Below are 18,590 nucleotides of genomic sequence, written 5' to 3' on the forward strand. Positions count from 1 at the left end.
CGAATGCCTTTTTTCAAGGTTTCACTTCCACTATAAATAAAAATTCTTTATGCTCTTTAAAATCAGTTTTTCCTGAATTAAAAAAACTATGAGCCTTTTCTTTAACGCTTAATTTTCCTTTTTGGCTTAAAATTTCCACTAAATCTTTAAAGCCTATTTTATTTTGCGAAGAGCTAGACTTAGAATTATAGGTATTATTATAAGTTAAAGCAATCCTTTTACAATCTAGTTTTTCAATTAAATCGCTCAATTCTTTCTTGGCATTAGAGCGACAATATTCGCTCATGTTCTCGCATAATGGCTTTAAAGCTGTTCCATAGAGTTTGGGTTTTTTCCACTGCACTAGGTTTTCATAGAGATGATAAAACCGGCTGTATTGCCTTGAATTGTATGGGGGGTCAATAAAGACTAAGTCTATTTTTAAGGTTTTAGCCAATTCGTTAGCGTTTTTTCTCTCTATCATGATATTTTTATCATGCTTTATAGGGCTAATAAGCTCAAAAATAAATCTATCTTGCAAAATCTCTTTTTTCCTATAAGCTTCATAATGACCCACCGTGTTAGCTATCTTATCCATTGAATAAATCAAGCTTGTTAATAAAATATCTTTATTTAATTTATCTAAATTCAAGCTTTCTATATGCTCTCTAATGCTACCGATTTTGACGCAATCTTTATAGCTGAAAAATTTGTCGCTAAAATGTTGGCTAAAATAATTTTCTTCTAGCTTTAAAGCTTGAGTATAATATTCTTTCAGCTCTTCAAGCACCTTAAAATCAGCGTCTTGCCCCATAAAAAAAGCATGATAAATGATTTCATTAGAAAATAAAATATCATTTATAATAATATTTTTAATGTTAGGAATAGTGGCAAATTGACCAGCCACTACCCCACTTCCGGCAAAAATATCGCACACGCTTTTGATATTATTTAATTTTAAACTCCCAAATACCCACTTTATAAGCTTGGTTTTTGAGCCAATATACCGGCGGTTTTTTAGATTAAATTTTTCCACTAGCCACCTTTAAACTAAAAGAATAAAACCACTTAGTAACATATAAGATTTAAAAATCACAATCTCTTATTAAGCTTTTTGAAATACCAAAGACTAAGAGCTAAGAATATAAAAAAGGGCGATAGCACGCCTATTTCAGGAATGAGTATCCCTGAAATGCTGAACTTCCCTAAAGCAAAGAATAGCCCCCAAACAACGAGCGTGATAATGATAAACTTTAGCCCTAAAAGAGCCAGGTTTTCATAGCGGGCGAGACTGGGCGAAAAATAAGCGATTAAAACGCTTAAAAACGGCACAAAAAAGGGCAAGATCGCAAACACATACAAAAACGAGCGCACTTTTTTCGTGTCCGCGTTTTGGCGCACTAAAGCATGCAAGGATAAAAGAGCGTCTGTGATAGAAACCGCAGGCTTGTTTTGATAAATGGTGTCTAAAACTTTAGGGCGGAAATTTTTGAGCGTTTTAAAGGTTTTTAAACGCGTGGTGCTTAAAGCGTTTGCGCCCAGTTCAAAACTCAAGGGCATCTCATAGATAGTAGTGTCATGCAAAATCCAATACTTGTCTTCAAAAAAAGCTTCTTTAGCTTCAGCGTAAGATTCTAAAGTTTTATCTTTTAGGCGAAAAACCTTGATGTTTTGGGCTTTTTGCAATAAGGGATTGATCTTATCAAAATACACATAATCATCGTTATATTTCACTAACAAATGCTCTGAGACGCTCAAAGAATTGTCTTTATAGATTAAATTTTGCGTTTTTTCTTCCATATACACAAAAGGAGTCGCGTTCAACCCCACATAAATAGCCGTGAAAAACAGGCTAATCAAAAAAATAGGGCTTAAAATCTGGCATTTGGAAAAGCCAATGGAGAGCAGGGCGGTGTATTGGTTGGATTTAATGAATGCGATGTAAAATAAAACCATCGCCAAAAGCAAGGAAATGGGCAAGGTGTAATTGAGGGCGAATAAAATATCATAGGTGAAAAATAAAATGATCATGTTCGCAGAATCGGGCATTTTATCGGCGTATTTCAGGCTGTCAATGCCTACAAAAAACAATTCCAAAGCCAAAAGCACGATTAAAAAGTATTTGAAATAATACCACCCCACAAATCTAAACAAACGCACTTTAAACCCCTAACTTTCTATTTTTAAAGGTTTTTTAAGCGTGAAACGATTTTGCATGGCGTTAAAATCATGGCTTTCTATAAAAAATTTTAGGGCGTTTTTGGCATGTTCAAACGCAGCGTTTTTTAAAGGCTCTTCGTTTTTGTGGAATTTTGAAAGCACATGCTCAATCACGCCAATCCCTTTAGAAATCCCCACCCTCAAGCGATAATAAGAATTCGAACACAATAAATCAATGGACTTTAAGCCATTATGCCCCCCATTCCCCCCACCCTTTTTAAACCTCACAACGCCTAAAGGTAGATCCAAGTCGTCATGGACAATTAAAAGCTCTTTAATTTTGTAAAAATTTTTAGCGCTTAAAACGCTCTCGCCGCTTAAATTCATGTAAGTTTGGGGCTTGAGTAAGATAAAATCCTTATAAACGCATAAACAAGCGTTGTGTTTGGAAGAAAAAGTGAAAGAAAGATCCAACTCGCTAACGAGCGAATCTAAAATATCAAAACCAGCGTTGTGTCTGGTGTGAGCGTAACGCAAAGTAGGGTTGCCTAAACCTACTAAAAGCGTCATAGCCTGAAATCACTTCGCCTTAATCACACCGATCACAGCGATAGAATCATGATCTAAAATCTTAACATTCTCGTGTTTTTCTAAATCGCGCACCAAAATAGACTCATTCACGTCTAAAGGGGCCACATCCACTAAATAGTGATCGGGCAAATGCTCTGGAGTGCATTCCACGCTGATACGCTTTTTAGAGAGCATCAAAATCCCTTTATTTTTCAAGCCCACTGGAGTGCCTTGGTGTTTAACGGGGACTTTAAACTTAGACTTCACGCCCTTAGTAACAGCGAGTAAATCCACATGGATAAGCTCGTTAGTAACAGGGTTTTTTTGGTATTCTTGAACCACGACTTCAAAAGTCTTATCCCCTAATTTCACCGGGAAAATCAAATGCTTTTTTTCCTTAAGGTATTTAATGAAAGGGTTTAATTTGAACGCGCCATTCACGTTTTCAACACCCTTTCCATAAATATTTGCGATTAGATAGCCATCTTTTTTTAAAGCTTTAGCGTTAGCTTTAGTAATACTCTCTCTAATAACGCCTTCTAACATGTCAATCCTTTAAAATAAAATAAGGGCTTATTTTATCCAAAAAACCCTTAAAAATCAAAAACTGCTTAAAAGCTTTTCAAAGGATTGTTTGAACGCTATCAAGCCTTCTTTAAGGAGTTTTTGAGCGGTGTTTTCTAAATCAATGTTGTGCGTTTTTAATTCTTTTTTGAACGCTTCAATTTCTGTAACCTTTAAAGGGGTTTGATACTCGGTGTTTGGGTCAAGCAAATAAGCGTTTAAAGCCTCTAATGGGGCTGTATTGATAGAGTTTTTAAAACACAGCGCTTTAATGTAGTAATCTTTAGCTAAAGAATTGGATTTAACGCCCGTGGAGGCAAAAAGGGTGCTTGTTAGCTTATTCGCATGCTGATGGATTTGATAATAGCACTCGGTAGCGTTGATAATCCCGCTTTGAGCTTGCAAATTTTTTGGCGCTAAAGGGTCTATTTCTTTGTCAAATCGTGAGACAAACACGCTAATGACCGCTCTTTTTTGCGCTTCTTTGGCTAAGATTTGAGCGATTTCACCGGCAATTTTAGGCGAAAAGACTAAAGTTACATTAACAGGAATAGAAGCTTTAGTCAAAGTGCTAATGACTTCAAGAGCGCTCTCACTCGCCGGGACTTTAATCATCACATTGGGGCGGTTTAATGTTTTAAATAGCCGCTTGGCTTCATCAATGCTTTTAGTGGCATCATCTTCTAAAAAAGGGTCAATTTCTAGGCTAATGTAGCCGTTGCTAGGGTCTTTTTCATATAAAGGCATTAACGCGCTAGAGGCTTGTAAAATATCCTTTAGCGCCAGAGTTTCATAAATTTCTTTAGCTTTTTTGCCTTTGAGTTTAGCGATTTCATCTTGATAAAATGCACTTTTGGTGATCGCTTCGCAAAACAAACTAGGGTTACTCGTCGCCCCGCAAATAGCCCCCTTATTGATGAGCTTTAAAAAGTCGTTTTCTAAAAAATCCCTTTCTATAAAATCGCACCACAAACTGAATTCTTGCATGTTTTATCCTTGTCTTAAATGTTGGTAATAGCTTTTAACGACTTCTTGGTCGCTAAAAAAAATCGTTTTGTCTTTGAAAACCTGAGTGTTTTCATCACCCTTGCCTAAAATCAACAACACCTCATCGTCTTTTAAATTTTCTAAAGCGTTTAAAATGGCTTTTTTTCGGTCTTTTTCTATAATGACTTTAGAAGAATCGCTGATGCCTTTTAAAATATCCTTAATAATGTCTTCTTCGTTCTCGCTTCTAGGATTGTCTGAAGTTAAGATGATTTTATGCGCGTAACAACTCGCTACCTCTCCCATTTTAGGGCGCTTGGTTTTATCCCTATCGCCCCCTGCTCCAAAAAGAGCGGTGATTTTTTGGTTTTTAAAGCTTTCAAAGACTTGTTGCATGCCGTCTGTGGTGTGGGCAAAATCCACGATCACTAAAGGTTTGGAATGCACCACTTCCAAACGCCCTTTCACCCCATAAAAGTTTTCTAATAACGGCGCAATCGCTTCTAAAGGTAATTGAGTGAGTAATTTGACCCCCAAAACGCCCGCTAAAATATTATAAAGGTTGTAACGCCCTAAAAGGGGGGAATGGATTAGAGCTGTCTCTTTATTGTTAGAATCTCTTAAATCTTGTTGGTAGCATAAAGACGCGCTAATAAAGGGGTTGAGCGAAAAGGCTTGAACGTTTAAATGCGCTTTTTTATCCAGCGCGTAAGTGTGCGCGTTAATGGGGTTAAAAAGGGCGTTTGTTTCATCTCTGTTAATCGCTTTCAAGCCTTCATCTTTAAAAAAGCTGTTTTTAGCGTCTCTGTAATTTTCTATGCTTTTGTGGAAATCTAAATGATCGCTTGTGATATTAGTTAGGATTTTAAGGGCAAAATCAAGCCCAGCGATGCGCTTTTGGACAATCGCATGGGAGCTCACTTCCATAATAAAGTATTCGCATTCTAAACGCATTGCTTCTTCTAAATCGCTATAAAGCTCTAAAAGAGTGGGCGTGGTCAAGCCCTTTTCTTTGATTCGTTTGTCGTTGATAAAAAACCCTCTTGTGCCTAAAAGAGCGGTCTTTTTATTCAAATCTAAGAGTAAGGAATACATCAGACTCGCTGTGGTCGTTTTACCATTAGTGCCAGTAATCCCTACAATTTTCATTTTAAAATCAAAATAGTTTTTAAGCTCGTTAAAATCTAAAACAGCCAGGTTTTTTTCTGCGATTAAAGGAGAGTATTTTTCATTTAAAGGCGTTTTGACAAAAAGGATTTCTTTAGGGTTTTCTAAAACTTCATAAGTGTTATCGCTTAAAAAAGAATAGGTGTGGTTTTGATAAGTCAGGGTTTTTTTAAGCTTCATTCTTTAAGCCTTGTTGGATTTGAGAGCGTCTTCTAAAAGAGAACGCAAAAATTTATCGTAAATAAAAGAATCTTCATGCATGTTTTCAATGTAATTGATCGCTAATTCATAATAGCCATAATGGTTCAATTCTTTCAAAAATTCATAAAAATCCTCTTTATTGTCAAAAATCACCCTAGAGCTGAACATCAAATCTTCAAACGCTTCCTTAAAGCCGCGCTCCAAGCTCAAGCGTTTGAAATCCGCATACAAAATGCCGTTCAATTCTTCGCTTTTTTGAGAAATTTGCGCATCGATCTTTTCAGCCATTTGGTTTAGCCCCTCATCAAAAGAAGCGATTAAATTGATGATTTGCTCTTCAGCCTGGTTTTTTAAACTTCGTTTTTGCATAGCGATCAAGCTTTGATACAATTCATAAAAGCTATGGGCTTCTTTAGGGAAATCTTTAGCTATATCGCTTAATAACGCCCCTATTTTGGCTTTTTGGTTGTCTTTATCCAAAAACAACACTTCAGAAAAAAGGCGTAACGCTTCAGCGTAACGGGCTTGTTTGAACGCTAAAAAGCCATCTTTAATCAATACGCACTTTTTAAATTCATAATCAAACTTTTGCATGCCTATAATCCTTAAAGCTCGTGAAACTCCTTAGCGTTTTCTAAGCACACCACTTCTAAATTGGGGTGAATATCCATTTTAAGCTGCCTTTCAATGACATTTTTTAAAGTGATTTTACTGCTAGAGCAAGTCTTGCACGCTCCCTCTAAAACCACATAAATTTTCATGCTTTTTACCCCTAGCACTTCAATATTACCGCCATCTTTGAGCAAGTAAGGGCGGATTTTTTCTATCACAATACGCACCGGTTTTTGTAAATCTTCATCGCTAAATTCTATCATTTTTTAAAACTCTCTTTAAAATTTTACTTTAAGATACCATATAATGAGCCATTTTTATCAAACAACGCTTTTTAAGAGTGGCTCAAGGGCTAATTGGATAGAATAAAACCACTATTAGAATAAGGTTTTTATGACGATATGGAAATTAAAAACATCAAGGAGTTTGAAAAAGCTTCTAAAAAACTCCAAAAAGACACTTTAAAGATCGCTCTCGCTCTTTTGTTTCTCATTGGTGCTGCTTTGCTCGCTCTTATTTTTGGTCAGGCTAATTCTAAGGGATTGTTACTCATCTTTGCGGCGGTGATTGGGGGGTATATGGCGATGAATATTGGCGCGAATGATGTGTCTAATAATGTCGGCCCTGCCGTAGGCTCTAAAGCCATTAGCATGGGCGGGGCGATTTTGATTGCCGGGATTTGTGAAATGCTTGGGGCGATTATTGCTGGGGGGGAAGTGGTTTCTACGATTAAGGGCCGCATCGTTTCGCCTGAATCTATTAATGATGCACACATTTTCATTAATGTCATGCTAGCAAGCCTTTTGAGTGGGGCGTTGTGGTTGCATGTGGCCACTTTAATCGGCGCGCCTGTTTCTACTTCACACTCTGTGGTGGGGGGGATTATGGGGGCTGGAATGGCAGCCGCTGGAATGTCTGCAATCAATTGGCATTTTTTATCAGGTATTGTAGCGAGTTGGGTGGTTTCGCCTTTAATGGGGGCTTTAATAGCCATGTTTTTTTTAATGCTCATTAAAAAGACTATCGCTTATAAAGAAGATAAAAAGAGCGCGGCTTTAAAGGTCGTGCCTTACTTGGTGGCGTTGATGAGCTTATCGTTTAGCTGGTATTTGATCGTTAAAGTTCTAAAGCGCCTCTACACAGTGGGTTTTGAAATCCAGCTAGCTTGCGGCTGTATCCTTGCACTTTTAATCTTTATTCTTTTTAAAAGATTTGTATTGAAAAAAGCCCCAGAATTAGAAAATAGCCATGAAAGCATTAACGAACTTTTTAATGTCCCTTTGATTTTTGCCGCTGCGCTTTTAAGCTTTGCGCATGGGGCTAATGATGTGGCGAATGCGATTGGCCCCTTAGCAGCGATCAGCCAAACTTTAGAAGATGCAAATAGCCCTATGGGGAATACTTTAAGCTCTGTGCCTTTGTGGATTATGGTAGTAGGGGCAGCTGGGATCGCTTTAGGCTTGAGTTTGTATGGGCCAAAGCTCATTAAAACGGTGGGGTCTGAAATCACAGAATTAGACAAAATGCAAGCTTTTTGCATCGCGCTTTCTGCAGTCATCACCGTGCTTTTAGCCTCTCAATTAGGCTTGCCCGTAAGCTCTACGCATATTGTGGTGGGCGCGGTGTTTGGGGTGGGCTTTTTAAGGGAGCGCTTAAGGGAGCAATCCAGAAGGCGTTTTGCTAGGATCAGAGACAATATTGTAGCGGCGCACTTTGGGGAAGATTTAGAAGAGATTGAGGGCTTTTTAGAGCGCTTTGATAAAGCCAATTTGAAAGAAAAATCGCTCATGCTAGAGAGCTTGAAAAAAAGCAAGAACACCGCCATCGCTTTGGAATTGAAAAAGAAAGAAAAAAAGTCGCTTAAAAAAGTGTATAAAGAAGAAGTGATCAAACGCTCCATTTTAAAAAAGATTGTTACCGCTTGGCTTGTAACCGTGCCGGTTTCTGCGCTTTTAGGCGCGCTTCTTTTTGTGGCTCTTGGTTTTATAGAAAAGTATTTCTAGGGTTTTTGAAGGCTTGATTTTTAAAGTTAGGCTTAATCTTTTATGTTAAAATTCTGAGATTTTATATTTATATTTTATCTTTATCGTTAGGTTTTAGGTTTAAATCATGGGGAGGAATCAAGGAGCTTATTTGGATCCGTCTGAATCGATTTTGATGTTGATGGTTGCTTTTTTATTGGTGCTGTTGAACGCTTTTTTTGTGCTTTCAGAGTTTGCCCTTGTGAAAGTGCGTAAAACCCGCTTAGAAGAGCTGGTTAAAATCGGTAATTCCAACGCTAAACTCGCTTTAAAGATGAGTCAAAGACTAGACACTTATTTGAGTGCCACGCAGTTAGGCATCACCCTTTCTTCATTAGCTTTAGGCTGGGTGGGTGAGCCCGCTATCGCAAAATTGTTAGCCGCGCTGTTTGAGTCTATGGATTTGAGAGAAAATCCTATTTTTATCCATTCAATGAGCGTGGTCATAGCGTTTTTAAGCATCACTTTTTTGCATGTCGTGTTGGGCGAGATTGTGCCTAAATCTTTAGCGATCGCTAAATCTGAAAAAGCCGCTCTTTTTGCCGCGCGCCCTTTGCATGTGTTTTGGGTCGTGTTTTACCCGGTGGTGCGCTTGTTTGATGTGATCGCTCATTTCTTTTTAAAAAAAGTGGGCATCAATCCTAAAGAATATGACGGCACGCATTCTGAAGAAGAGTTAAAAATCATTGTGGGCGAGAGTTTGAGAGAGGGCATTATTGATTCGGTGGAGGGCGAAATCATTAAAAATGCGGTGGATTTTTCTGACACGAGCGCTAAAGAAATCATGACCCCACGAAAAGACATGGTGTGTTTGGACGAAGAAAACAGCTATGAAGAAAATATAGACATTGTTTTAAAAGGCCATTTCACGCGCTACCCTTATTGTAAGGGTTCTAAGGATAACATTATCGGCATGGTGCATATTAGGGATTTGCTCTCTCGCTCTATTTTTACCCCCAAAATGCATGATTTCAATCAAATCGTTAGGAAAATGATCATCGTCCCTGAGAGCGCTTCCATTTCTCAAATCCTTATTAAAATGAAAAAAGAGCAAATCCATACCGCTTTGGTGATTGATGAATACGGCGGCACAGCCGGGTTGCTCACTATGGAAGACATTATTGAAGAGATCATGGGCGAGATTAGCGACGAATACGACTTAAAACAAGAGGGCGTGAACAAGCTTGAAGAGGGCGTGTTTGAATTAGAGGGCATGCTGGATTTAGAGAGCGTAGAAGAAGTGCTTCACATTGAATTTGACAAAGAATGCGAGCAGGTAACGCTTGGGGGCTATGTTTTTAGCTTGTTAGAGCGCATGCCTATGGAGGGGGATATAATCATTTCACATGGGTATGCCTTTGAAGTCTTAAGCGTGGATGGGGCTAGGATAAAACGCTTAAGAGCGAGTAAAGAAAATAAGGATTAGGATAAAGGAATGAGCATGAAAAAAACAACTCTCTTTGTATTGGGCTTATTATTCAATAGCTCTTTAAGCGCTGTTGATGGAGTTCCTAAAACCGAGCCTTCTTCTTTGAATTTGGCTGAAGACAGTGCGCCTTTGAACCATCCTGACGCTCAAAAGCTCTCTTTAAAAAACGCATGGGCTAGGGTATTGTCCAACCATGAAGGCTTGCATGCGCAAGAATACGCCATTAAGCGAGCGAGTAAAATGAAATTAGCGGCTAAACTCTCTTTTTTGCCTCAAATTGATTTGAGCGCTTTTTACGTGTATCTCTCTAACCCGATTAAAATGGATTTTGCCAGCCAAAAACAACCGGGCGTGCAAAAAGCCACCAACCAGATCCATCAAGGCTTGCAAAACATCCAGCAAAATATCCCCCCTCAAGTCCTAACCCCTCAAATCCAAGCGGGCATGCAAGGGGTGATGCAAGGTTTTGGGGCTTTGAGCAGCACTTTAGAATCCCCCTTATTGTTTTCTAAGCAAAATGTGGTGATTGGGGCTTTGAGCATTATTTATCCCCTTTATATGGGTGGGGCAAGATTCACGATGGTGCGCATTGCGGATTTGATGCAAAAAGACGCTAATGAAGTGTATCGTTTGAAAAAGCTTTCCACTTTTCAAGAGCTTGTGAGCGTGTATTATGGCATGGTGTTAAACGCAGAAGTGGCTGAAACTTTAGAAGAGGTGGAAAAAGGCCATTATAAGCATTTCCAAAACGCTTTAAAAATGCAAAAAGTAGGGCAAATCGCTAGGGTAGAAACCTTAGGTGCTCAAGTGGCTTATGATAAGGCCCATATCGCTAGCGTTAAGGCTAAAGACGTGTTAGAAGTTTCGCAGCTCTCGTTCAATTCCATTTTATCTAGCAAGGACGATTTAGCGCCTTCAAGCAAATTAGAGATCCACACCGAGAAAAATCTGCCCGATTTGAGCTTTTTTGTTGCTTCCACGCTCAATTCCTACCCGGCTTTAAAGACTTTAGAAAATCAGGTTCAAATTTCTAAAGAAAACACGAAACTACAGATCGCTAAATTCTTGCCCCAAGTGAGTTTTTTTGGCTCCTATATCATGAAGCAAAACAATTCGGTGTTTGAAGACATGATCCCTAGCTGGTTTGTGGGCGTGGCTGGGCGCATGCCCATACTCTCCCCCACAGGGCGTTTCCAAAAATACCAAGCGAGCAAATTAGCGGAGTTGCAAGCTAGTAGCGAGCAAATCCAGGCTAAAAAAAACATGGAATTGTTGGTGAATAAGACTTATAAAGAGACGCTTTCTTATTTGAAAGAATACAAAAGCTTGCTTTCTAGCGTGGAATTAGCCAAGGAAAATTTAAAACTCCAAGAGCAGGCTTTTTTACAAGGCTTAAGCACGAACGCTCAAGTCATTGACGCGAGGAACACGCTTTCTTCTATCATCGTGGAGCAAAAAAGCGTGGCTTATAAATACATTGTTTCATTGGCGAATTTAATGGCGTTAAGCGATCATATTGATTTATTTTATGAATTTGTTTATTAAAGGAAAAAATCATGTCAAATAGCATGTGGGATAAAAATAAAGCGATTCTTACAGGGGGTGGGGCTTTATTATTAGGGCTAATCGTGCTTTTTTATTTAGCTTATCGCCCTAAGGCTGAAGTGTTGCAAGGGTTTTTGGAAGCCAGAGAATACAGCGTGAGCTCCAAAGTCCCTGGCCGCATTGAAAAGGTGTTTGTTAAAAAAGGCGATCACATTAAAAAGGGCGATTTGGTTTTTAGCATTTCTAGCCCTGAATTAGAAGCCAAGCTCGCTCAAGCTGAAGCCGGGCATAAAGCCGCTAAAGCGCTTAGCGATGAAGTCAAAAGAGGCTCAAGAGACGAAACGATTAATTCTGCGAGAGACGTTTGGCAAGCAGCCAAATCTCAAGCCACTTTAGCCAAAGAGACTTATAAGCGCGTTCAAGATTTGTATGATAACGGCGTGGCGAGCTTGCAAAAGCGCGATGAAGCCTATGCGGCTTATGAAAGCACCAAATACAACGAGAGCGCGGCTTACCAAAAGTATAAAATGGCTTTAGGGGGGGCGAGCTCTGAAAGCAAGATTGCCGCTAAGGCTAAAGAGAGCGCGGCTTTAGGGCAAGTGAATGAAGTGGAGTCTTATTTAAAAGATGTCAAAGCGACAGCCCCAATTGATGGGGAAGTGAGTAATGTGCTTTTAAGCGGTGGCGAGCTTAGCCCTAAGGGCTTTCCTGTGGTTTTAATGATAGATTTAAAGGATAGTTGGTTAAAAATCAGCGTGCCTGAAAAGTATTTGAACGAGTTTAAGGTGGGCAAGGAATTTGAAGGCTATATCCCAGCGTTGAAAAGAAGCGCGAAATTCAGGGTCAAATATTTGAGCGTGATGGGGGATTTTGCGACCTGGAAAGCGACGAATAATTCCAACACTTATGATATGAAAAGCTATGAAGTGGAGGCCATACCCTTAGAAGAGTTGGAAAATTTTAGGGTAGGGATGAGCGTGTTAGTTACCATTAAACCTTAGAAAGGATTGTTTTGTTCAGATTGATAAGCGCATGGGTTTTACAAGACAAGTTCTTGTTTGTCGTGTGTTTTATATTGCCTTTTTGTTTAGGGGTTTTAGGCACGCAAATCTTTAAACAAGAAATCCCAAGACAGCTCCCTATCGTGGTGGTGGATTTGGATAAGACCACGACAAGCCATCAAGTAGCGTTTGAATTAGGCGCAACGAGCGCGCTTCAAATCAAATACCAAGTGGCTAGCCTTTTAGAAGCCAAACGCTTTTTAAACTCCGCTGAAGCGTATGGGGCGTTAGTTTTGCCTAGAGATTTAGAGAAAAAAATCAAAATGGGGCGAAAGGTGGATTTGCCCTTTTATTATAACGCTGAGTATGTTTTAGTGGGGAAAACGCTCAAAAACGCCTTCTTACAAACCGCTTTGACTTTAGACGCTAAAACCTTAGCCACCAAAGCTTTAGTGCGAGATTCCAATTTGATTTCTGCTAAAGCTCAAGCAATGCCTATTGTTTTGCAATTGCATGCCCTATACAATGAAGAAAACAATTACACGCAATACCTTTTAAGCGTGATACTGCCTTGCATGTGGCTTATTTTCATTGCGATTGGCATGCTCAATTTCATTCAAAAAACCTCTAACATGCGCGAGCTTTTAATCAGTATCGTAGCGAATGTGTGCGTGTTTAGCTTTTGGGGGATGGGCATGGCGTTTTATTTTAATTTCATTGGCATGGAGGGGCATTATGCGCATTTGTTGTTGGTCTTTTTGGCGGTAGTTTTAATGACGCTTATTATGAGCGGGTTTGTAGTGCTAGTTTATGGCGTTTCAAAAAGCGTTGTTGAAACCGCTGGCGCGATTGGGGTCTATACCGCTCCAAGTTTTGCGTTTGCTGGGGTTACTTACCCGCAAAACAACATGGAAATTTTTGGGGATTTTTGGAGCCATTGCTTGCCTATTAGCCATTTTATGAAGTTCTTTTTACAAGAGGCCTATTATAAGACGGATTTTACAGAATCTTTAAATTCTCTAATGCCGCTTGCGTTCTTTTTAATCTTTTTAGCCTTAGGGCTTTTGATTTTTTATTTTTCTTTTAAAAAAGGCAAGGCTAGCGCATGAATTTTTTTAAAATCCTTTTAATGGAATTAAGGGCTATTGTTTCTCATAAGGGCGTTTTGTTAATCCTTATAGGCGCTCCTTTAATCTATGGCTTATTATACCCTTTGCCCTATTTAAGAGATATTGTAACGCAGCAAAAAATCGCCCTTGTAGATGAAGACAATTCCTTTCTTTCTAGGCAATTAGCCTTCATGGCGCAAAGCTCCAACGAGTTAGAAATCGCTTTTTTTAGCCCCTCTATGTTAGAAGCCAAAAAGCTTTTAAAAGAAGAAAAAGTTTATGGGATCTTGCATATCCCTTCGCATTTTGAAGCCAATATCCATAAGCAAGTGCCTGTAACGATAGATTTTTATGCGAATTCCAATTACTTTTTGATTTATGGCGCGTTAGCGAATGCGGTGGTGGAGAGCATCAACGCTTTAAATGATGAGATAAGGTTCAAACGCAACGCCCAAATAGAAGAAGCTGAATTAGGGACAGACGGGATTAAAATCAGGCCTATCGCTTTGTATAACCCTAGTGAGGGGTATTTGAATTACGCGCTCTCTAGCGTGTTTATTTTCATTTTACACCAGGTGATGCTCATTGCAAGCAGCATGTTTACTAGCTCCAGGCGTTTGGAATTAGCCCTTTTAGACAAAAAGCAAATCGCTTTAAGGCTGTGTGCAAGACTCTTGGTGTTTATGGGAGCGTTTAGTGTTTTTGTTTTGTTGTATTTTGGGGTGCTGTTTTCTTTTTATGGGATTGAACGGCATGCGAGCACTTTAATGGTGTTTTTGAATAGCTCCATCTTCATGCTTGCAACCTTGAGTTTGGGGTCGTTTTTAGGCGCATGGATCAAAAATGAAGCCCACACCACTCAAATCGTTTTAATTTCTTCTTTGCCCTTGATTTTTATGATGGGTTTTGTGTGGCCTTTTGAATCCTTGCCCTCTTATTTACAGGCTTTCGTCCAAATAGTGCCAGCTTATCATGCGATTAGTTTGTTAGGGCGCTTGAATCAAATGCATGCGGAATTTATAGATGTTTCCATCCATTTTTATGCGCTTATTACGATTTTTATCGCGAGTTTTATTGCAAGTGTGTTCAAACTCAGCTCTTTAAAGAAAGCTTGTGAAAACGCTTAAAAATCTCATCGCTTCCAAGCATCAGACTAAAGCGTCTCGCTTTTTAGGGTATCTTATGCCTTTTAGCGATTTTGAAAAAACCCTTTTACAATTGAAAAAAGAGCATTTTAAAGCCGCGCATTTTGTAACGGCGTTTCGCTATTGTTTAGGGGGCAAAATCACGGAGGGTTTTAGCGATGATGGCGAGCCTAAAGGGAGTTCAGGGATGCCTATGCTTAGCGTTTTGAGGCGAGAGGATTTAATCAATATAGGATTAGTGAGCGTGCGTTATTTTGGAGGCACGCTTTTAGGGGTGGGGGGCTTGATGAAAGCTTATGCCACTAGCGCGTTATTGTGCGTAGAAAACGCTAAAAGAGAAAACGCTTTTAAGGATTTTGTGGAGTTGGAAACTTTAATCGTTCATTATTCTTACAAAGAATTAGACGCTCTTCAGCGTGAAATTAAGAAATTTAGCTTACAATTAAGCAAAAAGAATTTTTCAAACCAAAGCGTGGAAGTGGAAATCAGCGGCGCAAGAGAAAATTTGCAAGCGTTTTTACAACAAAATAAGATGAATTAGGGAAAGTAGTATGGAATTTTTGAGCGGGTATTTTTTATGGGTTAAGGCTTTCCATGTGATAGCGGTCATTTCGTGGATGGCGGCGTTATTTTATTTGCCGCGCCTTTTTGTCTATCATGCCGAAAATGCGCATAAAAAGGAGTTTGTAGGCGTGGTTCAGATCCAAGAAAAAAAGCTTTATTCCTTTATCGCTTCACCGGCTATGGGTTTCACGCTTATTACAGGGATTTTAATGTTGTTGATAGAGCCTACGCTCTTTAAAAGTGGGGGCTGGTTGCATGCTAAATTGGCTTTAGTGGTTTTACTTTTAGCCTATCATTTTTATTGCAAAAAATGCATGCGCGAGCTGGAAAAAGACCCTACAAGAAGAAACGCAAGGTTTTATCGTGTGTTTAATGAGGCGCCAACGATTTTAATGATTCTCATTGTGGTTTTAGTGGTTGTCAAGCCTTTTTAAAGACAAGCCATGAAAAAAGAAAAATCATGAAGAAAGAAAAGCACTTTAAGCAAGAAAAAATCATCAACATGTTTGATGATATAGCCGGCTCTTACGATCAAGCCAACCGCTTGATGAGTTTTGGCTTAGACATTAAATGGCGAGAAAGGGCTTGCGAGCATGCGTTTTTGTTTTTAGAAAACAAGAAAGCGTTAAGGCTTGTGGATGTGGCATGCGGGACGGGGGATATGCTTGTCGCTTGGCAAAAAAGCGCCATAAATTGCGGCATAGAGTTTAAGGAATGTTTGGGGATTGACCCCTCTAATAACATGCTTGAATTGGCCATTAAAAAATTGGAGAAGCTTGAAAACAAGGCTTCTTTCATTCAGGCTCAAGCCAAAGATTTAAAAGGCGTTGGAAATAACAGCGTGGATATTCTCTCCATTGCGTATGGCTTGCGTAATATCGTGGAAAGACAAGAGGCCTTAAAAGAGTTTTTTAGGGTGTTAAAACCCAGGGGCGTTTTGGTGATTTTAGAATTTTTAAAAAAAGACAACCCCACATGGTTAGATAAAATCTCAGGGTTTTACACGAATAAGGTTTTGCCTTTAGTGGGAGGGGCTATCAGTAAGAATTATGGTGCTTATTCTTATTTACCGCAATCCATTGAGGAGTTTTTGAGTTTGGAGGGTTTGAAGCATGAATTGAAAAATGCAGGGTTTGAGATTTTAAGGACTGAAGATTCTATCGCTCAAATTTCAACGACCATGCTTGTTAGAAAAAGCTAAAGGAATGTTATGCAAGATGAATTATTTGAAACCGAAAAAGCCCCCCCAAAAAACACTAAAAACACTAAAAACACTAAAAATACCCCTAAAAAAAGCTTTGAAGAGCATGTTCATTCCCTAGAGCAAGCCATAGATCGCTTGAATGATCCTAACTTGTCCTTAAAAGACGGGATGGATTTGTATAAAACGGCCATGCAAGAGTTGTTTTTGGCTCAAAAGCTTTTAGAAAACGCTTATTTAGAGCATGAAAAACTCCAAACGCTAGACAAAAAGGCTTAAAGCATGCGAGTGTTTGCTTTGCAATTAGAGTCTTTTGAAGAAAATCTCATGCAATCCTTATTCAACTCCATACCCGAGCGAAGCGTGGTGGTGTTGCCTGAATACGTGATCAACCCCTTTTTCCACCATAACATGGGATTGGATGTGAGTGAAATCAACGCGCAGTCTGCGCGAGCGGTTGAGTTTTTGTCTCAAAAATGCGAAGAATTGGACTTGATCGTTTCAGCCCCGGTGCTTTTAGAAGAAGATTCTAAAATCTATAAAAAAATCGCCCTCATTTCTAAAGAAAGCGTGAAGTATTACACGCAACAACGCCTGATTCCCTATCCTCACTGGGATGAAGAGAGCTTTTTTGACAATGAAAAAAGCGCTTTTAAAGAATTGCTTGTTTTTGAAAGAGACGGCTTGAAATTCGCCCCTTTGTTTGGTTTTGAAGCGCATTTTGATGAAATATGGGTTCAGGCTAAAAATCAGGGCGTGGATGTGGTGCTTTTAAGCAGCGTGGCCACTTTTGAATCCAATGAAAGGTGGCGGCTTTTGTGCCAGATGCGTGCTTTTTGCGCTTCTTGCGTGGTGGTTAGGGCTAATAGGATCGGAGCGTATCGCCAAATTATTGTAGAAGAAGATCAAAAAAACGAATTTTTGTGGAAATTTTATGGGGATAGTTTTGTGGCCTTGCCTAATGGTGCTATTGAAGATTCTTTAGAGGGTAAAATGGGGGCTTTGAGCGCTCAAATAGATAAAAACGATATAGACGAATGGGCTAAATTGTGGCATTTTAGAACGATTAAAGAGGGTTGAATGATTGATAGAAAACTTTTATTGCAAGATTTTGACAAGGTGGCTCTTTCTTTAAAAAAGCGTAACCATGCGATGGATGATGAGTTAGAGCGTTTGCGCGAAGTCATCACGCATTATAAAAAGCAACTCATTGAATTAGAAAGCTTGCAAGCCTTTCAAAACAAGGTTTCTAAAGAATTTGGCATCAAAATGGCTCAAAAAGCGGATGCAAGCGATCTCAAAAAAGAGCTAGAAAACAATAAAATCAAATTGAATGAGCTTTCCAAAAGCGTGGGCGAATTGGAGCAACAAATAGATTTGAAGCTTTCCATAATCCCCAATCTAGTGGATGAAAAAACCCCTTTAGGCGCAAATGAAGAAGACAACATAGAAATTAAAAAAATCTTAACCCCAAGGGTTTTCACTTTCAAACCCAAAGAGCATTTTGAACTCGCTCAACAAAACGGCTGGATTGATTTTGAAAGCGGCGTGAAACTCGCTAAAAGCCGTTTTTCGGTCATCAGGGGTTTTGGGGCGAAAATTTATCGCGCGCTCATTCATTTAATGCTGGATTTTAATGAAAAAAATGGCTTTGAAATCATCTACACGCCGGCGTTAGTGAATGAAAAAATGCTTTTTGGGACCGGGCAATTACCCAAATTCAAAGAAGATGTTTTTAAAATAGAAAATGAAAATTTGTATTTGATCCCCACCGCTGAAGTAACGCTCACTAATCTATACAACGACACCATTATTAGCGTTGAAAACCTCCCCATTAAAATGACCGCGCACACGCCTTGTTTTAGGAGCGAAGCAGGGAGCGCTGGCAAGGACACAAGGGGGATGATAAGACAGCACCAGTTTGATAAAGTAGAACTTGTGGCTATCACGCACCCTAAAGAAAGCGATGCCATGCAAGAATATATGCTAGAGAGCGCGAGCGAAATTTTAAAGGCTTTGGAATTACCGCACCGGTTCGTGCAATTGTGCAGTGGGGATTTAGGCTTTAGCGCGAGCAACACGATAGATATTGAAGTGTGGCTGCCTGGGCAAAATTGCTACAGAGAAATCAGCTCGGTGTCTAACACGAGGGATTTTCAAGCCAGGCGTGCCAAAATCCGCTTCAAAGAAAATCAAAAAAACCAGTTAGCGCACACCTTAAACGGCTCTTCTTTAGCGGTAGGCAGGACGATGGTCGCTTTAATGGAAAACCACCAGCAAGCGGATGGGAGCATCCACATTCCTAAGGCGTTAGAAAAATACCTTTAAGGCTAGT

General features: G+C 39.4%; 20 protein-coding genes. 12 read left to right on the forward strand and 8 right to left on the reverse strand.

Annotation, left to right across the window (positions count from 1 at the left end; genetic code table 11):
- Positions 1-13 precede the first annotated feature (13 nt).
- From EAL49_RS04710 to EAL49_RS04745, 8 genes are read right to left on the reverse strand one after another with little or no spacing between them, the layout of a single operon-like run.
- Positions 14-1,015 carry a DNA adenine methylase gene (locus tag EAL49_RS04710; RefSeq protein WP_120829271.1) on the reverse strand — a complete coding sequence of 334 codons (1,002 nt, stop codon included), beginning with the start codon at positions 1,013-1,015 and terminating at the stop codon, positions 14-16.
- Positions 1,016-1,071: 56 nt separating this feature from the next.
- Positions 1,072-2,139, reverse strand: a complete 1,068-nt coding sequence (locus tag EAL49_RS04715; protein ID WP_001236083.1) for an LptF/LptG family permease — start codon at positions 2,137-2,139, stop codon at positions 1,072-1,074.
- Between the two features lie 9 nt (positions 2,140-2,148).
- Positions 2,149-2,709, reverse strand: coding sequence for an aminoacyl-tRNA hydrolase (pth, locus tag EAL49_RS04720; protein ID WP_120829273.1), 561 nt, complete (start codon positions 2,707-2,709; stop codon positions 2,149-2,151).
- Between the two features lie 9 nt (positions 2,710-2,718).
- Entirely contained in the window at positions 2,719-3,255 is a 537-nt protein-coding gene (locus tag EAL49_RS04725; protein ID WP_120829276.1) for a 50S ribosomal protein L25/general stress protein Ctc, read from the reverse strand.
- A gap of 54 nt (positions 3,256-3,309) precedes the next feature.
- Positions 3,310-4,260, reverse strand: a complete 951-nt coding sequence (gene tal, locus EAL49_RS04730; RefSeq protein WP_120829278.1) for a transaldolase — start codon at positions 4,258-4,260, stop codon at positions 3,310-3,312.
- 3 nt (positions 4,261-4,263) lie between these two features.
- Positions 4,264-5,607: a UDP-N-acetylmuramoyl-L-alanyl-D-glutamate--2,6-diaminopimelate ligase gene (locus EAL49_RS04735; protein WP_120829280.1), complete on the reverse strand. Its 1,344-nt coding sequence runs from the start codon at positions 5,605-5,607 to the stop codon at positions 4,264-4,266.
- A 3-nt stretch (positions 5,608-5,610) separates the two neighbouring features.
- Complete coding sequence (locus tag EAL49_RS04740) at positions 5,611-6,222, reverse strand: histidine kinase (protein ID WP_120829282.1); 612 nt, start codon at positions 6,220-6,222, stop codon at positions 5,611-5,613.
- An 11-nt stretch (positions 6,223-6,233) separates the two neighbouring features.
- Positions 6,234-6,503 carry a NifU family protein gene (locus EAL49_RS04745; RefSeq protein ID WP_050823502.1) on the reverse strand — a complete coding sequence of 90 codons (270 nt, stop codon included), beginning with the start codon at positions 6,501-6,503 and terminating at the stop codon, positions 6,234-6,236.
- Between the two features lie 138 nt (positions 6,504-6,641).
- Here EAL49_RS04745 and EAL49_RS04750 point away from each other — a divergent pair, with 138 nt between their 5' ends.
- From EAL49_RS04750 to serS, 12 genes are all read left to right on the forward strand, one after another.
- Positions 6,642-8,243 (forward strand): inorganic phosphate transporter, encoded by a 1,602-nt coding sequence (locus tag EAL49_RS04750; RefSeq protein WP_120829284.1) that lies wholly within the window; start codon positions 6,642-6,644, stop codon positions 8,241-8,243.
- Between the two features lie 106 nt (positions 8,244-8,349).
- Complete coding sequence (locus EAL49_RS04755) at positions 8,350-9,687, forward strand: hemolysin family protein (protein ID WP_120829286.1); 1,338 nt, start codon at positions 8,350-8,352, stop codon at positions 9,685-9,687.
- Between the two features lie 15 nt (positions 9,688-9,702).
- Entirely contained in the window at positions 9,703-11,235 is a 1,533-nt protein-coding gene (locus EAL49_RS04760) for a TolC family protein (protein ID WP_120829288.1), read from the forward strand.
- Between the two features lie 11 nt (positions 11,236-11,246).
- Positions 11,247-12,236, forward strand: coding sequence for an HlyD family secretion protein (locus EAL49_RS04765; RefSeq protein WP_120829290.1), 990 nt, complete (start codon positions 11,247-11,249; stop codon positions 12,234-12,236).
- Between the two features lie 11 nt (positions 12,237-12,247).
- Positions 12,248-13,345, forward strand: coding sequence for an ABC transporter permease (locus EAL49_RS04770; protein ID WP_120829292.1), 1,098 nt, complete (start codon positions 12,248-12,250; stop codon positions 13,343-13,345).
- Positions 13,342-14,472 carry an ABC transporter permease gene (locus EAL49_RS04775; protein WP_120829294.1) on the forward strand — a complete coding sequence of 377 codons (1,131 nt, stop codon included), beginning with the start codon at positions 13,342-13,344 and terminating at the stop codon, positions 14,470-14,472. The genes EAL49_RS04770 and EAL49_RS04775 overlap by 4 nt, the downstream gene beginning before the upstream one ends.
- Positions 14,459-15,031 carry a YigZ family protein gene (locus tag EAL49_RS04780; RefSeq protein WP_120829296.1) on the forward strand — a complete coding sequence of 191 codons (573 nt, stop codon included), beginning with the start codon at positions 14,459-14,461 and terminating at the stop codon, positions 15,029-15,031. Before EAL49_RS04775 ends, EAL49_RS04780 begins: the two co-directional genes overlap by 14 nt.
- Positions 15,032-15,041: 10 nt before the next feature.
- The gene (gene hemJ / locus EAL49_RS04785; protein WP_000395127.1) at positions 15,042-15,488 is read left to right on the forward strand and encodes a protoporphyrinogen oxidase HemJ; all 447 of its coding nucleotides are present in this window, start codon (positions 15,042-15,044) and stop codon (positions 15,486-15,488) included.
- Positions 15,489-15,514: 26 nt separating this feature from the next.
- Positions 15,515-16,255 carry a bifunctional demethylmenaquinone methyltransferase/2-methoxy-6-polyprenyl-1,4-benzoquinol methylase UbiE gene (ubiE, locus tag EAL49_RS04790; RefSeq protein WP_120829298.1) on the forward strand — a complete coding sequence of 247 codons (741 nt, stop codon included), beginning with the start codon at positions 15,515-15,517 and terminating at the stop codon, positions 16,253-16,255.
- Positions 16,256-16,264: 9 nt separating this feature from the next.
- Positions 16,265-16,534, forward strand: coding sequence for an exodeoxyribonuclease VII small subunit (locus EAL49_RS04795; RefSeq protein ID WP_120829300.1), 270 nt, complete (start codon positions 16,265-16,267; stop codon positions 16,532-16,534).
- 3 nt (positions 16,535-16,537) lie between these two features.
- Complete coding sequence (locus EAL49_RS04800) at positions 16,538-17,335, forward strand: carbon-nitrogen hydrolase family protein (protein WP_120829302.1); 798 nt, start codon at positions 16,538-16,540, stop codon at positions 17,333-17,335.
- The gene (gene serS, locus EAL49_RS04805; protein WP_120829304.1) at positions 17,336-18,583 is read left to right on the forward strand and encodes a serine--tRNA ligase; all 1,248 of its coding nucleotides are present in this window, start codon (positions 17,336-17,338) and stop codon (positions 18,581-18,583) included.
- Positions 18,584-18,590 lie beyond the last annotated feature (7 nt).

It is taken from the genome of Helicobacter pylori (assembly GCF_003637665.1).
GTDB lineage: Bacteria > Campylobacterota > Campylobacteria > Campylobacterales > Helicobacteraceae > Helicobacter > Helicobacter pylori_CK.